Here is a 17236-nt window from a genome sequence, read left to right as displayed (position 1 = left end):
TTTATCAAAATGTGGCTTGACTTGATGAATGAAGTCAAAGACAGTATGCTAAAAATCTCTCAGTTGCGGGCTTTTGTGGCTGTTGCTGACCACGCTAACTTCAGCTTGGCTGCTTTACATATGGGGTTATCTCAATCAACTGTCAGTCATGGAATTGCCACCCTTGAAGAAGTATTAGGAGTTATTCTCTTCTTTCGGAGTCGCCACGGTGCAACTTTAACACCAGTTGGAGAGCAGGTGATTCAGGAGGCGCGTCAAATTTTACATTTGTTAGAGGTGATTCAAGAAAAAGCCAACCTGGAAAAAGGATTACAGGCTGGTTCGGTTCGGGTTGCTTGTGTTCGCAGCATTGCAACTCACGTACTACCAGAGGTCATTGCTCGTTTTCGCGAGAAGTTTCCAAAAATTAGTGTGGTGATAACCGAATATGATCGCTATGCAGAAGTAGAACAAGCACTGCGAGAAAATCACGCGGACGTTGGCTTCACCTTGTTACCGACGACAACAGAGTTTGACACACGGGAGTTATTCCGAGATGAGTTTGTTGCGCTGCTACCTCCCAAGTCAATAGCTCCTAATGAGTCGCTTAGTTGGGAACAGTTAGCAGGGTATCCGATGATTGTGAATATCCGCAGTCCTCAGCACAACAAGACAGTCAGCGCTCATCTTTTAAAATTTGGTCAAACTCTCAAAGTTGACTACGAGGTGAGAGAAGATTCGACGATTCTCAGTATGGTTAAGCAAGGATTGGGAGCAACTGTTATGCCTCGACTAGCAGCTGAACCTATACCAGAACTCATAGAAGCGAGGAGTTTGCCAGTACCGTTAGAGAGAATTATTGGAGTTGCTATCCTTGAAAATGCTTTATTGCCCAGAGGTGTCTTTGCTTTTCTGGACGTTCTCAAAGTTGGTTGACGTATTTGGCACAAATAATCCAAGTCATTTTCATCCTTGGGCTGTTCACGTCAACCTACTACTTTGTTAACAGCAACCGTATTGTTTTAGGGAGTCAAGACTCAAAGACCTAGAGTTTATGAGGTGATTTTAGTCGATTGCTTATGAATATATGAAACTAAGCTCCGGTTGAGTAACGGATGCAAAGGAACTAAGTTTGTCACACTTTGGCTAGATAATTGCAACGTCGATTCGTGAATCCCAAACGCTTGGATCAAATGAGTTTGTAACTCCCATTGCAAGTGATCCCGCTTTTGGGCATCCAATGGATCGATACATAAGTGGGCGCACAAAGCAATCTGACCGGATCTAATTTCCCAAATCCGCAGCATTTCAACCCGACGCACTGCAGCAAACCGTTGCAATGCTGCTTCAACACGAGTAGGGTTAATGGAGCGGGGAGCATACTCTAAGAGAATTTCCAAGCTACTCCAGATCAAGGGAATAGCGCTTAGACCAGCAAAACAGGCAATCAATAAGCTGATGATTGGATCGATCCACCACCATTTCAGGCAGTAAATCACCACTGCTGCGACTAGAATTCCCACCGAACTGAATGCATCGGCAACGATATGCAGAAACGCCGCCCGGAGATTTAAATCATTAAGGCTGTGTTTGTGCAGCAGTGTTAAATTCAAGCTGTTGACAATTAACCCCAGTCCTGCTCCTAGTAATAAGGGCAGACTCAAGACAGGTTCTGGATGCTGAAATCGCTCGAATGTTTCCCAGGCAATAAACCCGGCGATCGCCACCAATCCAACACCATTTATCAACGCCGCCAGAATTTCAACTCGCCCATGTCCAAAGGTCGCCCGACTTGCAGCAGGACGCCCAGCAAGCCAGCTTGCCAATAGAGTTAGCCCCAATGCACCAATATCCGAGATCAGGTGTCCAGCATCTGCTTGCAGCGACAAACTATGACTCCATAACCCAATACCAATTTCTGCTGGCAGAACACTAATCAGCAACGCCACTACCAGCCATAATCGCCAAATTTTTTTCTGAGGCTGGTTTGTTTCCCCAATATCTAACTTACAACAAGTGCAGGAGCGAGCAAAGCCAATTTCAAACCAATTCAAGTGCTGCTTAACCGAAAGCATATGGCAATATCTGATGCTTATTTGACAAATTGTAGGGGTTGGGATGAACCCGGACAAAAACGGACAACCTTCTACAAAATCCTCACTAAAAACGACGAACTTGGAGCATTTTGAGGCGGTTATTGACGATATTCTCAACAATCAAACAGATCAACCGCCTCAAAATGCTAAGGTTGTCCGTTTTTGTCGAGGAAAAATGTAGCGACGTTGCTTCACGCAATGTCCCTACAACGAATTAACAGGTTAAAAGGTGTAAGATATAAAGTTAAATTTGCGATCACCCCTTTCTATGAAGCATCCTGAGGTTCTTCACCCGTGATTGCCTCATACATTGCCTTGTGAATGTGAACCTGATCTACTCCACCTGGAATGCCAGGAACATCATATCCGTAGGCTTTATATCCCTTACCGATGTACTTGTCCAGCTTGAACGGTCTGCCCTGATAATAAACTGGTACTGGACGACGGGTGTGGTTTCCCCACCCGTATTTGTCCTCAGGAATTGACCCAAAGCTATGACCTACGGAAGCTGAATCAGTTTCGGTGCCATAAGTGAGCGCTTTAGCACCCTTGGTTCTCAGCAGTTGAGGGAAGTTAGGATACAAAGTCAGGTAATGGTCGTGATCAGCTGTAACAATCAAGACGTTCTTTTGCCAACCACCGTTACGCTGAATCCAGTTGATGACAGTGCCTACAGCCTTGTCGAAATCGAGCACTGTACCAATGATGTTATCGATGTTGTTGTCATGAATTCCCCAATCGACATCTCCGCCTTCGACCATCAGCCAAAAACCGTCCTTGTCTTTGCCTAGGACATTTAGTGCTGCTTGGGTCATGTCGGCTAAGGTAGGATTTTCGTTCACTTCACGCGCAATGAAAGCGTCATTGGTTTCACCTGGCTGGAGTGGGCGATCGCTATCATTAACTGGTAAATCGCCTCGCTTGTAAGCATCGTTGGTACGATAGTACAAAGAAGACTGACGGGCAAAGTTGGCAAGACCAGTGATGCTGTAATCACCATCAGCACCAGCTACTGGAATGTTGCCTTCCTGTCCTCGGGCATCGTAGAGTCACAGCAGGCGTTCACCTTTGTTAGGATCAACTTCTTTAGAAGTCTTGAGGAGAAGCTTTGCCGCATTTGGACCACGTTCTAAGAAACGATAGCCGTAGCGGTTGTTGGGATTCGATGCAGCAGTGGCTTTGCACGCTTGTGTATCACTTAAAGAAGTCTTACCGCTCAATTCCTTATAAGTGGATGCCCTGATGTAGACGTAGTTGCAAGTACCTGGTTCTTTGTAACCGGGTTGACCTGGTGTATTAACTGTATTGTCATGATCCAGAGGATGACCACCGCCCAACAGCACTGTGGGTAAGAAAATGTCTTGTAGGTCAGGTCGGTCTGGGTTGTCACCAAAATCCGGTCGAATAGACTGCTGCAGAATATTATCCAAAGTTGGATAGTCAGCATCATACTTGGAACGGCGATTGACAGCTGCTTCAGCTGAACCAGGCGTTGCGTGGCTGATGGGAACAGAGGTCAACAGACCTGTTGATTTGCCTTGCTTTCTCGCCGTTTGCAGAATCGTTTCCACAGGCTTTTCAAAGATGTCTACCATCGCGTTATTGTAGCTCTTCACTCCTGTATAAAGTGTGAAGGCTGTGTTGGCGGAATCTGGTACACTCAGCTTGATGTATTCTGCTTGACAGTTGAACCGACTTGGAATGTCGTTGATAGATTTTCCGACTGGTACTGTAATGTCACAAGGCGGTGGTGTCCCAGGTGTCCAAGGATTGGAACCACCTTTTTCTACCTCCCAACCTGTAAGATTACCTAACGAGGGGTCTGTAGCGCCACCCGATCCACTTGCTGTCAAGTCGGTACCGATATTAAACGGTAGAGGCTTAAAGGAAAACCCAGGACGAAGATTACTTTGACCTGTGACATTGTTGCTTCCATCCAATGCCGAGTTACCGGTAGAAAACTTGCCGGTTTTCTCATCCAAGATGGTCGTACCGTAGGTCGTTGCATAAGTATAGCCTTTGAGCTTCTGTAAATTCAGACCACGACCTTCTCCACGGGTGTAAAACGGACCATTATTAGCAACCGCAGCTGCACGTACAGGTTCCCAACCCATTCCATCACCAATCATGATAATGACGTTCACACCATTGCCAGTGACCTGTTGAGCAAAGGCAGGCTGTTGCATCAAGAACGTCGTGAAAAAGAGCAAACAGCTTGCGAACCATGCGATCGCTCGTACACGCTTTTCAAACCAGGAAATCATCGGGGTTCCCTTGAAAATTTATTTAGAATCGTCAAAAATTGAAATCGTAATCTATAGGAAGCACTAAAACCTGGAACTCATTACAAATCTGGTAAATGGTTTGAATCCCTAGTTATCCCAGATGACCAATACGGTGTTCCCTTCGGGTTTTTTGGGGTGTATGCATGTGAAGAATTCTGATGATTGGGGTTGGTTGCCGTTGCTAACTGAATAAACGGCAATCCTAGCGCCAACAAAAGCACACAAACCAAGCCAACTGTAAACCAGATCAATATTCGTAAATGACCTCTGAGGAATTGAATCATAAATACCACCTTTAACGCGGATTAAAAAAGGTTCCGAATCTTCTCCAAGAGTGAGGAAAATTTGAGGCAATGTTAAGATGGTAAGCACCGAAGGTAGGTGTTAACACTTAACTTTGGAAACCAGCATACTAGGCGCTTTGCGCTTACCATTTCATGGGGAAGTATTGCTAATCTCCCGATGCTATTTGTCATAACTGCTAGTATCAAAAAGCCGTTAAAGTTCAAAAGTTGCTTGATTTATTACAGTTCACACGAACCCATGTGCCAACAGCTTTATCACTAAAATAGATTCATTAACAAGCAGATGTTTAGCAATAGCCTCTGAAGATAAATATCTCTAACAGCCGATGCCAGTTGTGCTATGTAACGAGCTAGTCGCAGTGCGAAATTTACCACAGTCGATAACCTTTGTTACACTGCAATGCCTAAGCTACATAGATAAATAGATGACAACATTAGTAGATAGATAAATAGAAATTCACTCAAAAAGTACTGTTGTCTAGACAGTGTATGTTTATTGCAAAACAACATAAAAAATCCTGAAACCTCACTTTCAGTCAACACTTCAAGCTATTTATTTATTGAAACCATAATGCAAACTATGTGAAGTCTTTGGCGATTTGGAACGTGATTTTGCAACAACTTTGTGTATGTATTTCTTTACGCCGCTATAGCTTCTAAAAAGAATATCAACTGTTCAATTCATTACACAGTAACGTTTGGTTAATTTAAGGTAAAATATTGAATTTTAAAGTGTAAATATTTATGACTTCATATCTAGTGGTACGAAATGTTACCAACTTTACGCTGTTTTATCACTTCCATTAAAAAATACAGAACTCTTGGAAACTTTTTGCCGAAGTATATTGAAGCAATAACGTGATAATGATATTCAATATTATATTATTCTCAAAGTTAAATTCCAAATCTAAATAGATACGGAAGTTTAAGCGTACAGCGAAGTCGCGTGAAACGCCGTCTATGGTCACAAGTTGCGGGAGTTCAGCGATTGAACAAGTTGTAACTACCATTAATACGTTTTGAAATTTGCTTATGTAAAATTTTATTAAACTTCCTTATTTCGAGGGAGTAGTAGGCAATTAGGATGAACCTGGAATTTAAGACCATAACAGGATATCCATTTAATAAAAAGTAGTGTCAAGATTTTTTTATTCAGAGAAAAGTTCGTTGTAACATAAAACCCGCATCTAAAAATTACAAAGGAAAGCTATTATGGCCATTCCAAATCAACAGGGTAAATCTACTATCGATTTTCGAGACAACCGACGCACTACAACTCACATTACTGTTCATATTCCCAAGGAGTTGCACAAACAACCGGTAATTTCACGCCTGATATCTTATTGCGGCATCACAGTCAATATTGCAGCAGCCCAACTGAATGGTCATATGCCGCAACGAGGCTGCTTTGATTTAGAGCTACGAGGAACAGTTTTCCAGATTGCTAGTGCCTTAACGTATCTTAATGAACTGAATTTAGAAATTTCCCACCCATTTCTTACTGAAGAACAAGGTTGGTAAGTAGAGTTTCTACCAATAAGCAACGAGTGCTGGGCGCTTGTAGCTACTCAGCACTCGCTAAAACTAGTCGTTACCCTTATGGAAGCGCTCTTTGCGCGTCTACAAGTCGCTTAACTATACGCGGCAGTCGTCTGCACAGATTGATACACTAGTTGAACTCAACGGGGAGGAGAAACCCCAACCCAAATGCCAGTTACCACCCTCACGGAAAGCAGTTGCGGGTCTACAACGAACGAAACTTCCGTAGGCGGAATTTTTTTTCTGTGTAAACATTGAGCTTGCCGGTTTTCCTGGATACCCCAAAGCCTGCTGGGGGAAGCAACCCAAACCAGCGACCTTTGACCGTTGAGGCAACTGTGTGCTGATCCCTTCCGGCACGGCTGCGCCCAAGGGAGACGCTACGCGAACCGAGGGTTCCCTTGAGTGTACGATCTGCCGCTTTGTGGCGTCTACAGCATTGTGCTTACGCCATTTGATTTTCAATTGCCCACCGCGCTAGTTCAGTGCGATTGTGGAGATTGGTTTTGCCCAACATATTGGACACATGGCTTTCTACCGTGCGTTGGCTGACATTTAATTCTTCAGCTATTTCGCGGTTAGCTAAGCCCCTAGCCACAAATTGCACTACTTTGAGTTCTGTTGGGGTTAACTGTACATCGAAGGGAACTTGGATGCGTGAACCGTTATCTCCTCCTTTTGCTTGGTGTTCTTTCCAGCGAATGGTCTGCTTCAGAGAAGATTCTACTTGTGCGACCAATTCTTCCGGCTCAAAAGGCTTGACCATGTACACATCAGCACCTTTATTCAGACCTTTTACTCGGTCTGAGCTTTGTCCCTTAGCTGAAAGGAATAAAACGGGAATCCAACTGGTGCGTTCAGTTTGCCGGACTTGTTCTACAAAAGTATAACCGTCCATTTCTGGCATCATCACATCGCAAATGATCATGTCTGGAATATCCTGCTCTAAAATGTCCAGTGCTTCTCGACCATTTTCGGCGGTGCTGACATCATAACCCCGGAATTCCAAGTAATCCTTCACCAGCAAGATGAGGTTAGGATCATCATCAATAAGTAGAAGTCGTTTGTGATCTTTCATGCTGGGTTCTTTCATAGCAGTGGCACTTATGGCGCTTGATCCATCAAGGTCTTGAATCAATATCCTCTTTGGTGGATTAAGGAGGTGTTGTGCTTTTTCCTACTTAACTTGCGTTTGCTTTCTAAAGTCCTAAAAGTGGGTCTCACTCTCAAGAAATTCTCTACAAACAGCAAAAGTCCAGTAAGGATACGTAGAGCAGTAGTATTTATAATGCGTTATTATATATCGCTTTGAAAGCTGCGGGTTAAAAAACACTGATTAAATAATAATTATTCAGGTTAACAAGTAAGTGTTGGACTCAAGATGCTCCCAAATTACAATTAACCCACACTTTCATCTGTTTACTACTGTGCCATATCCTTGTTGGATGTTAAGCTTCTATAAGTTGTTCACGACAACCTAGGGAACTTTTTGGCAAAGGATGGGAAAACACAATGCATATTCTTCTACCACCTTGTTGCCTAAGAAGTGCTCTTGTATAATCCGCTCAATGGCTTCCGGGATTGTTGGGCGATACCGCACAGCATCCGGGTAATCCTTTATTATCAGTCTAGAACAGCAAACTGGCAAGCAATTGATTTTATTTCCAAATATGCAACTAAAATTGCCATCTTGCCTTTTGTGAAGACTTAATTGTTTGAGTCGTTTTTTTAAGCCTTCCCAAAATGGTAAACGAGCTTGTTCGCAGAAGCAGTTAGAAACTATTGGGACAAAACTAGTTAAAAGGTCCCTCGGAATTTTCGACAGTTCTAAAGCTTCTATAGAAATACTTAGGGCTTTATTCGCTGGTGTAAGCGTGGTTTTTCGTAGCTGAAGGCAGGACTGGATCACTGTAGTGTTACTCAAATGGCGGCTCCCTGATAACTGTTCTATATCAATTTCCCAGCTTTGCAAACAAAGTTGCCCATATATCCATATTCGTCATTTACGGAGTAAAACCTGAAAGCTCAGAAAAGTAGAGTATATGTACTTACGTGGGTTTGGGCAAGCAAAGTTCGGGAACCCGTACAAAAGAAAATGTTGCCATTGCACTTCGCCTTTAGGTACATTAGCACTCAGGAGTTGAGAGTGCTAACGAGGTGAGAATTTGGTATGGCAGCTGTAACTTTAAGCGTTTCTACAGTTAAACCCCTAGGTGATCGCGTATTCGTCAAAGTGAACGCGGCTGAAGAAAAGACCGCAGGTGGTCTGTATTTACCCGACAACGCAAAAGAAAAGCCCCAAGTAGGCGAAGTTGTTGCCGTTGGTGAAGGCAAGATCAAAGATGACGGTGCTCGTCAAGCGTTGGACGTGAAGGTTGGAGATAAAGTTCTCTACTCCAAATACGCTGGTACCGACATTAAACTTGGAACTGACGAATACGTCCTGCTCTCTGAAAAGGACATTCTGGCAGTCGTTTCATAATCTTTTAGTCATTTGTCATCAGTCATTTGTCATGAGTTGTTGGCAAAGGACAAAAAACAAATAGTATTCTTTGTAGTTTTCTGCTAAACATTCTTTGACAATTATGGCAAAGCGCATCATTTACAACGAAAACGCACGTCGTGCCCTAGAAAAAGGCATGGACATCTTGACTGAAGCGGTAGCTGTTACCCTCGGTCCCAAAGGTCGTAACGTAGTCCTAGAGAAAAAGTTTGGCGCACCACAAATCATTAATGACGGTGTGACCATTGCTAAAGAAATTGAATTGGAAGACCACGTAGAAAATACTGGCGTTGCTCTGATCCGTCAAGCGGCTTCCAAGACGAACGATGCTGCTGGTGATGGCACCACAACTGCGACCGTTTTGGCTCATGCAGTAGTCAAAGAAGGCTTACGCAACGTCGCAGCTGGTGCAAATGCTATTTCGCTAAAACGTGGTATTGATAAGGCTACCAACTTCTTGGTAGACAAAATCAAAGAACACGCTCGTCCCGTAGAAGATTCCAAAGCAATTGCTCAGGTTGGTTCAATCTCTGCTGGTAACGACGAAGAAGTCGGTCAGATGATTGCCGAAGCAATGGATAAGGTGGGTAAAGAAGGTGTGATTTCCTTGGAAGAAGGAAAGTCCATGACCACGGAATTGGAAATCACCGAAGGGATGCGCTTTGAGAAAGGCTACATCTCTCCCTACTTTGCAACCGATCCTGAGCGGATGGAAGCAGTTTTCGATGAGCCTTTCATCCTGCTAACCGATAAGAAAATCGCCCTGGTGCAAGACCTCGTACCCGTATTAGAGCAAGTAGCTCGTGCTGGTCGTCCTTTGGTGATTATCGCTGAAGATATCGAGAAAGAAGCTTTGGCAACTTTGGTCGTTAACCGCCTGCGTGGTGTGCTGAACGTAGCTGCTGTGAAGGCTCCTGGGTTTGGCGATCGCCGCAAATCAATGCTAGAAGACATCGGTATCCTCACCGGTGGTCAAGTTGTCACAGAAGATGCTGGCTTGAAACTAGATAGCACCAAGTTAGATTCTCTAGGTAAGGCTCGCCGCATCACAATCACCAAAGACAACACCACCATTGTTGCCGAAGGTAACGAAGCTGCAGTTAAAGCTCGGATTGACCAAATTCGCCGTCAAATCGAAGAAACCGAATCTTCCTACGACAAAGAAAAGCTACAAGAGCGTCTTGCTAAGCTAGCTGGTGGTGTCGCCGTCGTTAAGGTAGGCGCTGCGACCGAAACCGAAATGAAGGACAAGAAGCTGCGTTTAGAAGACGCTATCAACGCTACCAAAGCTGCTGTGGAAGAAGGTATCGTTCCTGGTGGTGGTACAACACTGGCTCATTTGTCTCCTGCACTCGAAGAATGGGCAAACGGCAACCTCAAAGCTGAAGAGTTGACTGGTGCGTTAATTGTAGCTCGCGCCTTGGCTGCTCCTCTCAAGAGAATTGCTGAAAACGCTGGTCAGAACGGTGCTGTCATCGCCGAGCGCGTTAAGGAAAAAGACTTCAACATCGGCTACGATGCTGCTAAGAACGAGTTCGTTGATCTGTTTGAAGCTGGTATCGTTGATCCTGCCAAAGTTACCCGTTCTGCTCTGCAAAACGCTGCATCCATTGCTGGTATGGTGTTAACCACTGAATGTATTGTGGTTGACAAGCCTGAGCCAAAGGATAACGCTCCTGCTGGAGCTGGCGCTGGTATGGGCGGCGGCGACTTCGATTACTAAGATTCTTTTGACATCCCCCTAGCTTGTGCTGCGTGGGGGATTCCCAGAATCACTACTGAGGTTTTCTGGTTGTACGAAAAACCTCATCGAAAGACGGGGCTTACCGTGAACTAGAGGTGATTTAAATATTGTTATAAAAATTTACCGCCTATCTTGTTAAGATAGGCGGGTTTTTTGTGCTAATGATTTGTCACACTACTATGCTGCCTGACGGCTGAGTGTAAGCTTCTAGCAGATTTTATTTTTCTATAACTTCCCTCTACAACGTTTCATAGTAAGGAATATGCCCCGCCTTACTTAATCTTTACAAAAATAAAGACACTTTTACTTGCGTTGAATATTTTACACACAAGAGGCAGGGACGGGGTTTTACAAGATCACGTTGGAGCACCAAGTCCGGCGTAGGACCCATAAAAGAAAATACCTACAACGGTGATGACGCCTAAACCTGCGATTGTCGCAACAACCCATAGAGGTATTCTGCCACTTCCAGACACTGCTTTCTCTCCTTTCTTTGCTAAAAAGATTAATGACAAAAGTTAAAAAACATGACTCAATAGCCGTCATTCCAATTAGTTAAAGAAGTAACTGGAAAACAAAATACCAAGAACGAAAATCATTAACAGTCCGAGGTAAAGCGAAGTTCGGTTCAGTTCAACCGGCTGCTTATTAGGATTGGGGCTTCTTTCCATGATTTTCTCCTAACGTTGAATAAACTGCATTGAGGCGATCGCGCCTAAAAAGAAGATAGTTGGCACAGCTAGAGTGTGAACTGCTAGCCATCTGACTGTAAAAATTGGATAGGTAACTGGTTGATTGACGTTATTTCCGCTAGTCATGATTTCAAACTACTTTGTGTTACTAAACTGTTCTACTTGTTGTTTTGCATCAAAACGGTTATTCACAATTGGCAATTCCTGCCGTGCTCCTGGGTAATATTCATTAGGGCGAGGTGTACCAAACGCATCGTATGCCAAGCCAGTGCTGACAAACAACCAACCCGCAATAAACAGTGCAGGAATGGTGATGCTGTGGATCACCCAGTAACGAACGCTCGTAATAATGTCCGAAAATGGACGCTCTCCAGTAGTTCCTGACATTTATATCCCTACCTTCACAAAAATTGTTATTGAGATCATTATCCTACAAAGTTAAGAAAGAGTTACACCTGGTAACTTCTTTCTCACAAATCAGCTTTAAGCAGCCTCTGATTTGGTAGCAGCTGCGATACTAGGATTATATTTGAGTAAAACACCGCGATCGCCAATCACAAATCCCTTGTCTGGACTCAGAAAAACAATTTTGTAGAAATTGGCGGGAACTTCTTCAACGTCACGGTCTTTTTCCCAAGTTTTGCCACCATCAGGACTGCGCAGCAAATTACCGCTACCACCACTAACCCAAACTTCATCTGGTGTACGATAAGCCAGATCTAGTAACCCCCAACTAGTAGAAAGCTCTGGATTTTGAGCTTTCTGCCATTCCTCTGGGTGAGCTGGGTCGGTAAACTGTACCTGACCACCTCGTGCTAACATCCATACTTGACCATTTTCGGCAAATCCAATATTTTCTACCCGTCGGGAACTATTCCGCTTGTGGGGTTCCCAAGCATTTAACCCTGGTTCCCAAGTTGAGTAGAAGTTACCTTTTGCAGAAACAGCCACATATTTGCCATCAGGAGAACGTTCGATGTTGCGAACCACACCAACAGCTTGTTCTACCTGTGCTTTCCAGTTTTTACCGCCATCTGTGGTTTTGTATATCGCTCCAACATCTGTCGCGATCTCAACTGTGTTTTTTCCTAAAGCAACAGTACTAACAGGATTACCTGGTAGATTTTCACTCAGTTGAATGCGGGACCAAGAACGACCTTCATCGGTGGTGTGTAATAACAAAGCCGGTTCTCCAGCTATCCATCCCTCTTTTCCTGCAAAACTGACCGTATTAAAACGATACCTTTGGTCATCTAATTCTAATTCTAAAGGTTGCCAAGTTGTACCACCATCTTTTGTTTCCAAAAGAGTAGCATTGCTGCCTACTAGAAAACCATGCTGGGGGTTATCTGTAAAAGCAATATCCAGTAGTTTTGCTTGTGTTGGGATAGAAATAACTTCCCAAGGGTTGAAGGTGGTTGAGGCGACATTACTACAACCAACACACATAAGGATGACCACGAACAAAGCGAGTATTCGTTGGCAATTTTTCACAATTGGAAGCATCTGTTATCTGTTTGTTTTTTTGTGAATTTGTGAATTTGTGTATGGGTTTTGTGTTATTCAGGTATTACCCACCCCGTAAAGAGCGTGTTTTATCGTAAGCCATAGAGACTGAGAAAAAACAAAAAGCCAACAGCCAAAGCTCCGAAAATGAGAAGATTTTTCTGGCCTGGTGTCAGAGTATTCACACCCAAACCAAATTTCAGATTTTCGTCAAAGCCAGATGCTTTGCCAGCAGGACCAATGTTTGCAAAAGCACTCTTTTTTGCACCGCAAACTGGACAGCGCCAAGTAGAAGATATTTCCGCAAAGCCTGTCCCAGGGGCGATGTCACGCTTGTCGTCCCCCTTCTCGGGTTCGTAAACGTAACCGCAAGAACGGCACTCGTAGCGGTCTGACGCAGTTGTTTCAATAGCTTGTTCGCTCATGGCTCTTGGCCTCAGTGAGAAGCAAATATTAAATATACGTTAAAAATTATGACATTAAGTGTTAGGTTTTTCTATGTTGACCAAAAACGAATCAAATCATCTACAGCTCAGGTTGTTGAGATTCAAGAAAGTCAAATAGATATAATGTAAAAGAAGTTTACACTTCATCGGATGCCTATCGCTTGCCCCTTGAGCGATCTGCCGCTATCTGGAGCGCGAAGCGATGCTCCTTTAGGAGCCGCCAAAGGCGATCGCCCACTCAGCGCAGCTTCTTCAAAAGAAGGCACGGCATCCCTCAACTGAACGCCCTTCGGGTTCGCCCAAGGGGAAAACCCAAGCCCAGAGCTAGTTGCCGTGAGAGCGAGAAACCCTTTCCCAGCACTGCTCTGGTCAAAGTTATTAGCACCAAAAGCGGTAGAAACTGATTGTGTTTGTCCTTAGCGGTTACGAGTATCTTCTTGGCTTCTTAATTATCTGTAGCCTAGTGCCTGCCTTGGCTCTGTCAGCGTCCAAGCTCCTGCGACCCAGCGGTCGCAACCCAGAACGGCGCACCACATATGAATCTGGCATGGAACCCATTGGTGGAGCTTGGATTCAATTCAACATTCGCTACTACATGTTCGCGCTGGTCTTCGTCATCTTTGATGTTGAGACTGTATTTTTGTATCCTTGGGCGGTTGCTTTCCACCGTCTTGGGCTATTGGCATTTATTGAAGCGCTGGTTTTTATTGCAATTCTTGTCGTTGCCCTAGCGTACGCATGGCGTAAAGGAGCTTTGGAATGGTCTTAGATACTAACATAGAACAGCAAAAAGAGCGCATTCTCAACCCAATGTCGCGGACTACAGTAACCCAGGATTTGTCAGAAAACGTTATCCTGACGACAGTTGATGACCTCTACAACTGGGTGCGCCTTTCTAGCCTTTGGCCGATGCTGTTTGGTACCGCTTGCTGCTTTATTGAGTTTGCAGCTTTGATTGGTTCCCGATTTGACTTTGACCGCTTTGGTTTGATTCCCCGTTCTAGCCCTCGTCAAGCTGACTTAATTATTACTGCAGGCACAATTACCATGAAGATGGCACCTCAGCTTGTGCGTCTTTATGAGCAAATGCCAGAACCCAAGTACGTAATTGCTATGGGTGCTTGCACGATTACTGGCGGTATGTTCAGCGTAGATTCTCCTTCAGCGGTACGCGGTGTCGATAAATTGATTCCAGTGGATGTTTACTTACCCGGTTGTCCCCCACGTCCAGAAGCAATTATTGACGCAATTATCAAGCTGCGGAAGAAGATAGCAAATGATTCGATGCAGGAACGCGATCGAATTAAGCAAACCCACCGCTACTACAGCACAACTCACAACCTCAAACCCGCAGAGCAAATCCACACTGGTCACTATTTGCGGACTGAGTCTCGCTTCGCACCACCGAAGGAGTTGACTGAGGCGATCGGTTTACCCGTCCCACCTGCTCTTTTGACTCAAAAGGTACAAAAGGAGGAAACTAAGCGTGGCTGAAGAATCGAAAGAAGAATCCAAAGCTGAAGAATCTAAAGCTGAAGAACCGAAAGCTGAAAAATCCAAAGCTGAAGAACCGAAAGCTGAAAAATCCAAAGCTAAAAAACCTAAAGCTGAAGAATCCGAAGCTGAAGAATCAGAAGAAGAATCCGAAGCAGCACCAGCAGAGGAAAAGTCAATAGTCAAAGCAGGCGCGGTTTCGGTGTGGTTAACTGAAAATGGCTTTGATCATGAATCTCTACAAGCAGATCATAGCGGTATAGAGATTATTAAAGTTGAGGCAGATTTTCTGCTTCCACTTTGCACTGCACTGTATGCTTATGGGTTTAATTCTCTCCAGTGTCAAGCTGGGATTGATTTGGGGCCAGGACAGCAGTTGGTTAGTGTCTATAACTTGATTAAAATCAGTGATAATGCTGACCGTCCTGAGGAAGTGCGCCTCAAAGTGTTCCTCCCACGGGAAAATCCTAGAGTTCCCTCAGTTTACTGGATTTGGAAGACAGCAGACTGGCAAGAACGCGAGTCCTACGATATGTATGGCATTGTCTACGAAGGACACCCAGATCTGAAGCGGATTTTGATGCCAGAAGATTGGGTAGGTTGGCCTTTACGTAAGGATTACGTATCGCCTGACTTCTATGAGTTGCAGGACGCTTATTAAAGCAAGCGTATCTTATTTTTAGCCCCTCTTTGCGATTTGTCGTCGAAGAGGGGTTTGTTTTTTGTTTCGCAACAGAAGCGAGCCAGCACTGCGGACGGTTTAGTAAATGCCAACGCGCTTATTACTGGAGTTTAGACTACGGCAAGAGGTTACCAGTTGCCCCAACGATGAAAACAAACTACATATTTTGGAGGTTCTATCTGTAGCCAGCTTTTAGAGAATTGTTATAATTTCAGTTACTTTGCGTTCCCTTGTATCGCTTTTAGTCAAAACTTCGGTAATACAGTTTAACAACGTGCGGACTGACAAAATATTCTACAGTTTGTTTCAAGCTTTTCCCAGCATTTTTTTTGACATAATTGGCGACACAACCATCAATCCCAATACTTATGAATTCGTTTCCGTTGAACTCAAAGAAACTGCCTTTCGGATTGATGGTGTGTTTGTCCCAGCAACTGAAACCACAAATCAGCCAGTTTATTTTGTCGAAGTTCAGTTTCAACTAGACTCAAATTTTTATAGACGCTTTTTTGCAGAAATCTTTCTCTATCTGCGTCAAAATACATCCGTTAAGTTTTGGCGTGCAGTTGTAATCTATCCCAACCAAAGTTTAGATCCAGACGATCAACAGCCGTATGAGTTGTTGCTGGAGAGTCCACAAGTGCAGCGCATTTATTTAGATGAATTAGGTACAGCAGCAGAAAACTCACTTCAACTTGCGGTTGTGCAGTTAATTATAGAACGAGAAGAGACAGCCGTTGATCGAGGTAGAGAATTGATTTTGCGGGCAAAACAACAGCTGGCAGATGAAGCGACTAGGACGCAAATTGTAGAATTGATAGAAACCATCCTGTTGTACAAGTTTACTCAATTAAGCCGAGAGGAGTTGGCAGCAATGTTGGGCATAGATGACGAATTCAGAAAGACAAGGATGTATCAGTCAATGATGCAGGATGCAATGGAGGATGCAAAGCAGGAAGTTGAGCAGGAAGTTAAGTCAGAAGCAGTACCCCGATTGTTAGCTTTGGGTTTGAGTGTGCAGCAAATAGCTGAGGCTCTGGATTGGACGCTGGAGCAAGTACAGCAAGCAGCCCAAAACCAATCTAGCTGATAGCTAGTGCATGAGGTGTTTGATGGCTACAAAACCGAGCGGTGCGGAAACCGCCACCTTTGGCGATCTCAGATCTTGCACCTAACCGTATAAGCCCGGACTTAGTTAAAAGCAGTGCAAGAAAGTGACACGGTTTTTCTTGTTTTTTTGGTAAGAATAAGGGCTTGAGGCAACGCAGGTGAGTGTGAAAATTCAATCAACTTTTCTTGGTGCAAGATGTGAGCGATCGCCCCTATTTTCAAAGATATTGAAGGAGCGATACGGAAGCCGCCACCTCCGGTGAACGCACTTTCGATCGCTCCCTTCGCGAGCATCACACTTTATTCACAACGTTACATTTTACCTTTTTGCATAACTTCCTGAAGGTGATGGCGGATTTCCTTTGCGTGCTCGATATCAGATTGCCGCAACTTCTGGAACAGTTCTACACAAGGCTGAGAACCTGCTTGCTGTGCATCGTTGATGTAAGTATCATAAGCTTTGATTGCTTCAGCTTTGTTATGCAACACGGTGAGGAAGTCATATTCCAGGTTGCTGATCGGATTTTGAGTTTGAGTGTTTCCTGCAGTTTGAACCATAAATTTACCCTCCTTTGGGTTTCTTATTTACTTCTACTCGCTCGAAAACAGGTATTCATCTTCCCAAAAGAGTATGCCAGGATACGCTATTAGTTGTAGCGGCGATCACCCTAAGGAAGTTACATTCTCAATACGGTTCGGTAGTCTCGGTTATCTGAGCACAGAATAATCACAATTAAGTCTTGGAAAGCCTCCATCTTACGAACAATCCAATGCCGATCTAGCTAGCGATCGCCCGTATATGCCCAGAGGGGTTTTTCCAAAACCCCTCTCCCCAAATCTCCGATTTGGGGCAAC

Annotated in this window: 22 protein-coding genes and 1 pseudogene; 10 read left to right on the top strand and 13 right to left on the bottom strand. The window is 44.2% G+C overall.

Annotated features, from left to right (window positions below; all coding sequences use genetic code 11):
• The first annotated feature begins 9 nt into the window (after window positions 1-9).
• Window positions 10-915: a LysR family transcriptional regulator gene (locus AC5590_RS27110; protein WP_248277284.1), complete on the top strand. Its 906-nt coding sequence runs from the start codon at window positions 10-12 to the stop codon at window positions 913-915.
• A gap of 116 nt (window positions 916-1031) precedes the next feature.
• Here the strand turns inward: AC5590_RS27110 and AC5590_RS27105 are convergent, their stop codons facing one another.
• Entirely contained in the window at window positions 1032-2054 is a 1023-nt protein-coding gene (locus AC5590_RS27105) for a cation diffusion facilitator family transporter (protein ID WP_169266427.1), read from the bottom strand.
• 43 nt (window positions 2055-2097) lie between these two features.
• Here AC5590_RS27105 and AC5590_RS27100 point away from each other — a divergent pair, with 43 nt between their 5' ends.
• Window positions 2098-2256, top strand: a complete 159-nt coding sequence (locus AC5590_RS27100; RefSeq protein WP_169266426.1) for a hypothetical protein — start codon at window positions 2098-2100, stop codon at window positions 2254-2256.
• An 85-nt stretch (window positions 2257-2341) separates the two neighbouring features.
• Here the strand turns inward: AC5590_RS27100 and AC5590_RS27095 are convergent, their stop codons facing one another.
• From AC5590_RS27095 to AC5590_RS27085, 3 genes are all read right to left on the bottom strand, one after another.
• Window positions 2342-3025: an alkaline phosphatase gene (locus AC5590_RS27095; protein ID WP_370460805.1), complete on the bottom strand. Its 684-nt coding sequence runs from the start codon at window positions 3023-3025 to the stop codon at window positions 2342-2344.
• Between the two features lie 99 nt (window positions 3026-3124).
• Window positions 3125-4339, bottom strand: coding sequence for an alkaline phosphatase (locus AC5590_RS27090; RefSeq protein WP_370460804.1), 1215 nt, complete (start codon window positions 4337-4339; stop codon window positions 3125-3127).
• An 80-nt stretch (window positions 4340-4419) separates the two neighbouring features.
• Entirely contained in the window at window positions 4420-4644 is a 225-nt protein-coding gene (locus AC5590_RS27085; protein WP_169266425.1) for a hypothetical protein, read from the bottom strand.
• A gap of 1233 nt (window positions 4645-5877) precedes the next feature.
• On the opposite strand from AC5590_RS27085, the gene AC5590_RS27080 reads away from it, so the two are divergent.
• Window positions 5878-6186, top strand: a complete 309-nt coding sequence (locus AC5590_RS27080) for an NIL domain-containing protein (RefSeq protein ID WP_169266424.1) — start codon at window positions 5878-5880, stop codon at window positions 6184-6186.
• Window positions 6187-6649: 463 nt separating this feature from the next.
• On the opposite strand, the gene AC5590_RS27075 is transcribed toward AC5590_RS27080, so the two are convergent.
• A complete protein-coding gene (locus AC5590_RS27075; RefSeq protein ID WP_169266442.1) occupies window positions 6650-7297 on the bottom strand; it encodes a response regulator transcription factor in 648 nt (215 codons plus the stop codon).
• Between the two features lie 1077 nt (window positions 7298-8374).
• On the opposite strand from AC5590_RS27075, the gene groES reads away from it, so the two are divergent.
• Window positions 8375-8686 (top strand): co-chaperone GroES, encoded by a 312-nt coding sequence (groES, locus tag AC5590_RS27070; RefSeq protein WP_169266423.1) that lies wholly within the window; start codon window positions 8375-8377, stop codon window positions 8684-8686.
• Between the two features lie 103 nt (window positions 8687-8789).
• Window positions 8790-10430 carry a chaperonin GroEL gene (gene groL / locus AC5590_RS27065; RefSeq protein WP_169266422.1) on the top strand — a complete coding sequence of 547 codons (1641 nt, stop codon included), beginning with the start codon at window positions 8790-8792 and terminating at the stop codon, window positions 10428-10430.
• A gap of 377 nt (window positions 10431-10807) precedes the next feature.
• Here groL and AC5590_RS27060 read toward each other — a convergent pair whose 3' ends face one another.
• The 6 genes from AC5590_RS27060 to AC5590_RS27035 form a co-directional block, all read right to left on the bottom strand.
• Window positions 10808-10927 carry a photosystem II reaction center protein J gene (locus AC5590_RS27060; RefSeq protein WP_169266421.1) on the bottom strand — a complete coding sequence of 40 codons (120 nt, stop codon included), beginning with the start codon at window positions 10925-10927 and terminating at the stop codon, window positions 10808-10810.
• 75 nt (window positions 10928-11002) lie between these two features.
• Entirely contained in the window at window positions 11003-11122 is a 120-nt protein-coding gene (gene psbL, locus AC5590_RS27055) for a photosystem II reaction center protein PsbL (RefSeq protein WP_211178552.1), read from the bottom strand.
• Between the two features lie 9 nt (window positions 11123-11131).
• Complete coding sequence (gene psbF / locus AC5590_RS27050; protein WP_169266420.1) at window positions 11132-11269, bottom strand: cytochrome b559 subunit beta; 138 nt, start codon at window positions 11267-11269, stop codon at window positions 11132-11134.
• Window positions 11270-11278: 9 nt separating this feature from the next.
• On the bottom strand, window positions 11279-11530 hold the full coding sequence (gene psbE, locus AC5590_RS27045) for a cytochrome b559 subunit alpha (RefSeq protein ID WP_169266419.1): 252 nt from the start codon (window positions 11528-11530) through the stop codon (window positions 11279-11281).
• Window positions 11531-11626: 96 nt separating this feature from the next.
• A complete protein-coding gene (locus tag AC5590_RS27040; protein ID WP_169266418.1) occupies window positions 11627-12649 on the bottom strand; it encodes a photosynthesis system II assembly factor Ycf48 in 1023 nt (340 codons plus the stop codon).
• A gap of 89 nt (window positions 12650-12738) precedes the next feature.
• Entirely contained in the window at window positions 12739-13074 is a 336-nt protein-coding gene (locus AC5590_RS27035) for a rubredoxin (protein WP_169266417.1), read from the bottom strand.
• 171 nt (window positions 13075-13245) lie between these two features.
• Here AC5590_RS27035 and AC5590_RS27030 point away from each other — a divergent pair, with 171 nt between their 5' ends.
• From AC5590_RS27030 to AC5590_RS27010, 5 genes and pseudogenes are all read left to right on the top strand, one after another.
• Window positions 13246-13377 (top strand): hypothetical protein, encoded by a 132-nt coding sequence (locus tag AC5590_RS27030; protein ID WP_256379301.1) that lies wholly within the window; start codon window positions 13246-13248, stop codon window positions 13375-13377.
• Between the two features lie 124 nt (window positions 13378-13501).
• A complete protein-coding gene (gene ndhC, locus AC5590_RS27025; protein WP_169266416.1) occupies window positions 13502-13864 on the top strand; it encodes a photosynthetic/respiratory NAD(P)H-quinone oxidoreductase subunit C in 363 nt (120 codons plus the stop codon).
• Entirely contained in the window at window positions 13855-14589 is a 735-nt protein-coding gene (locus tag AC5590_RS27020) for an NADH dehydrogenase subunit K (protein ID WP_169266415.1), read from the top strand. Before ndhC ends, AC5590_RS27020 begins: the two co-directional genes overlap by 10 nt.
• 142 nt (window positions 14590-14731) lie before the next feature.
• Window positions 14732-15250: pseudogene (locus AC5590_RS27015) on the top strand (NAD(P)H-quinone oxidoreductase subunit J); the annotation flags it as partial.
• Between the two features lie 295 nt (window positions 15251-15545).
• Complete coding sequence (locus AC5590_RS27010) at window positions 15546-16361, top strand: Rpn family recombination-promoting nuclease/putative transposase (RefSeq protein ID WP_169266413.1); 816 nt, start codon at window positions 15546-15548, stop codon at window positions 16359-16361.
• 101 nt (window positions 16362-16462) lie between these two features.
• Here AC5590_RS27010 and AC5590_RS27005 read toward each other — a convergent pair whose 3' ends face one another.
• Window positions 16463-16675 (bottom strand): hypothetical protein, encoded by a 213-nt coding sequence (locus tag AC5590_RS27005; RefSeq protein ID WP_169266412.1) that lies wholly within the window; start codon window positions 16673-16675, stop codon window positions 16463-16465.
• Between the two features lie 18 nt (window positions 16676-16693).
• Window positions 16694-16939, bottom strand: a complete 246-nt coding sequence (locus AC5590_RS27000) for a hypothetical protein (protein WP_169266411.1) — start codon at window positions 16937-16939, stop codon at window positions 16694-16696.
• Between the last annotated feature and the right edge of the window lie 297 nt (window positions 16940-17236).

Source organism: Brasilonema octagenarum UFV-OR1 (assembly GCF_963888615.1).
Classification (GTDB): domain Bacteria; phylum Cyanobacteriota; class Cyanobacteriia; order Cyanobacteriales; family Nostocaceae; genus Brasilonema; species Brasilonema sennae.
This window is presented reverse-complemented; position numbering and strand designations above follow the sequence as displayed.

Coding starts and splice junctions, on each gene's coding strand:
- groL (WP_169266422.1), top strand. CDS start 8,790: ATGGCAAAGCGCATCATTTACAACGAAAACGCACGTCGTGCCCTAGAA.
- AC5590_RS27030 (WP_256379301.1), top strand. CDS start 13,246: ATGCCTATCGCTTGCCCCTTGAGCGATCTGCCGCTATCTGGAGCGCGA.
- AC5590_RS27110 (WP_248277284.1), top strand. CDS start 10: ATGTGGCTTGACTTGATGAATGAAGTCAAAGACAGTATGCTAAAAATC.
- AC5590_RS27105 (WP_169266427.1), bottom strand. CDS start 2,054: ATGCTTTCGGTTAAGCAGCACTTGAATTGGTTTGAAATTGGCTTTGCT.
- AC5590_RS27040 (WP_169266418.1), bottom strand. CDS start 12,649: ATGCTTCCAATTGTGAAAAATTGCCAACGAATACTCGCTTTGTTCGTG.
- AC5590_RS27000 (WP_169266411.1), bottom strand. CDS start 16,939: ATGGTTCAAACTGCAGGAAACACTCAAACTCAAAATCCGATCAGCAAC.
- AC5590_RS27035 (WP_169266417.1), bottom strand. CDS start 13,074: ATGAGCGAACAAGCTATTGAAACAACTGCGTCAGACCGCTACGAGTGC.
- AC5590_RS27005 (WP_169266412.1), bottom strand. CDS start 16,675: ATGCTCGCGAAGGGAGCGATCGAAAGTGCGTTCACCGGAGGTGGCGGC.
- psbE (WP_169266419.1), bottom strand. CDS start 11,530: ATGTCAGGAACTACTGGAGAGCGTCCATTTTCGGACATTATTACGAGC.
- AC5590_RS27100 (WP_169266426.1), top strand. CDS start 2,098: ATGAACCCGGACAAAAACGGACAACCTTCTACAAAATCCTCACTAAAA.
- AC5590_RS27090 (WP_370460804.1), bottom strand. CDS start 4,339: ATGATTTCCTGGTTTGAAAAGCGTGTACGAGCGATCGCATGGTTCGCA.
- AC5590_RS27020 (WP_169266415.1), top strand. CDS start 13,855: ATGGTCTTAGATACTAACATAGAACAGCAAAAAGAGCGCATTCTCAAC.
- AC5590_RS27080 (WP_169266424.1), top strand. CDS start 5,878: ATGGCCATTCCAAATCAACAGGGTAAATCTACTATCGATTTTCGAGAC.
- groES (WP_169266423.1), top strand. CDS start 8,375: ATGGCAGCTGTAACTTTAAGCGTTTCTACAGTTAAACCCCTAGGTGAT.
- AC5590_RS27085 (WP_169266425.1), bottom strand. CDS start 4,644: ATGATTCAATTCCTCAGAGGTCATTTACGAATATTGATCTGGTTTACA.
- AC5590_RS27075 (WP_169266442.1), bottom strand. CDS start 7,297: ATGAAAGAACCCAGCATGAAAGATCACAAACGACTTCTACTTATTGAT.
- psbL (WP_211178552.1), bottom strand. CDS start 11,122: ATGGAAAGAAGCCCCAATCCTAATAAGCAGCCGGTTGAACTGAACCGA.
- psbF (WP_169266420.1), bottom strand. CDS start 11,269: ATGACTAGCGGAAATAACGTCAATCAACCAGTTACCTATCCAATTTTT.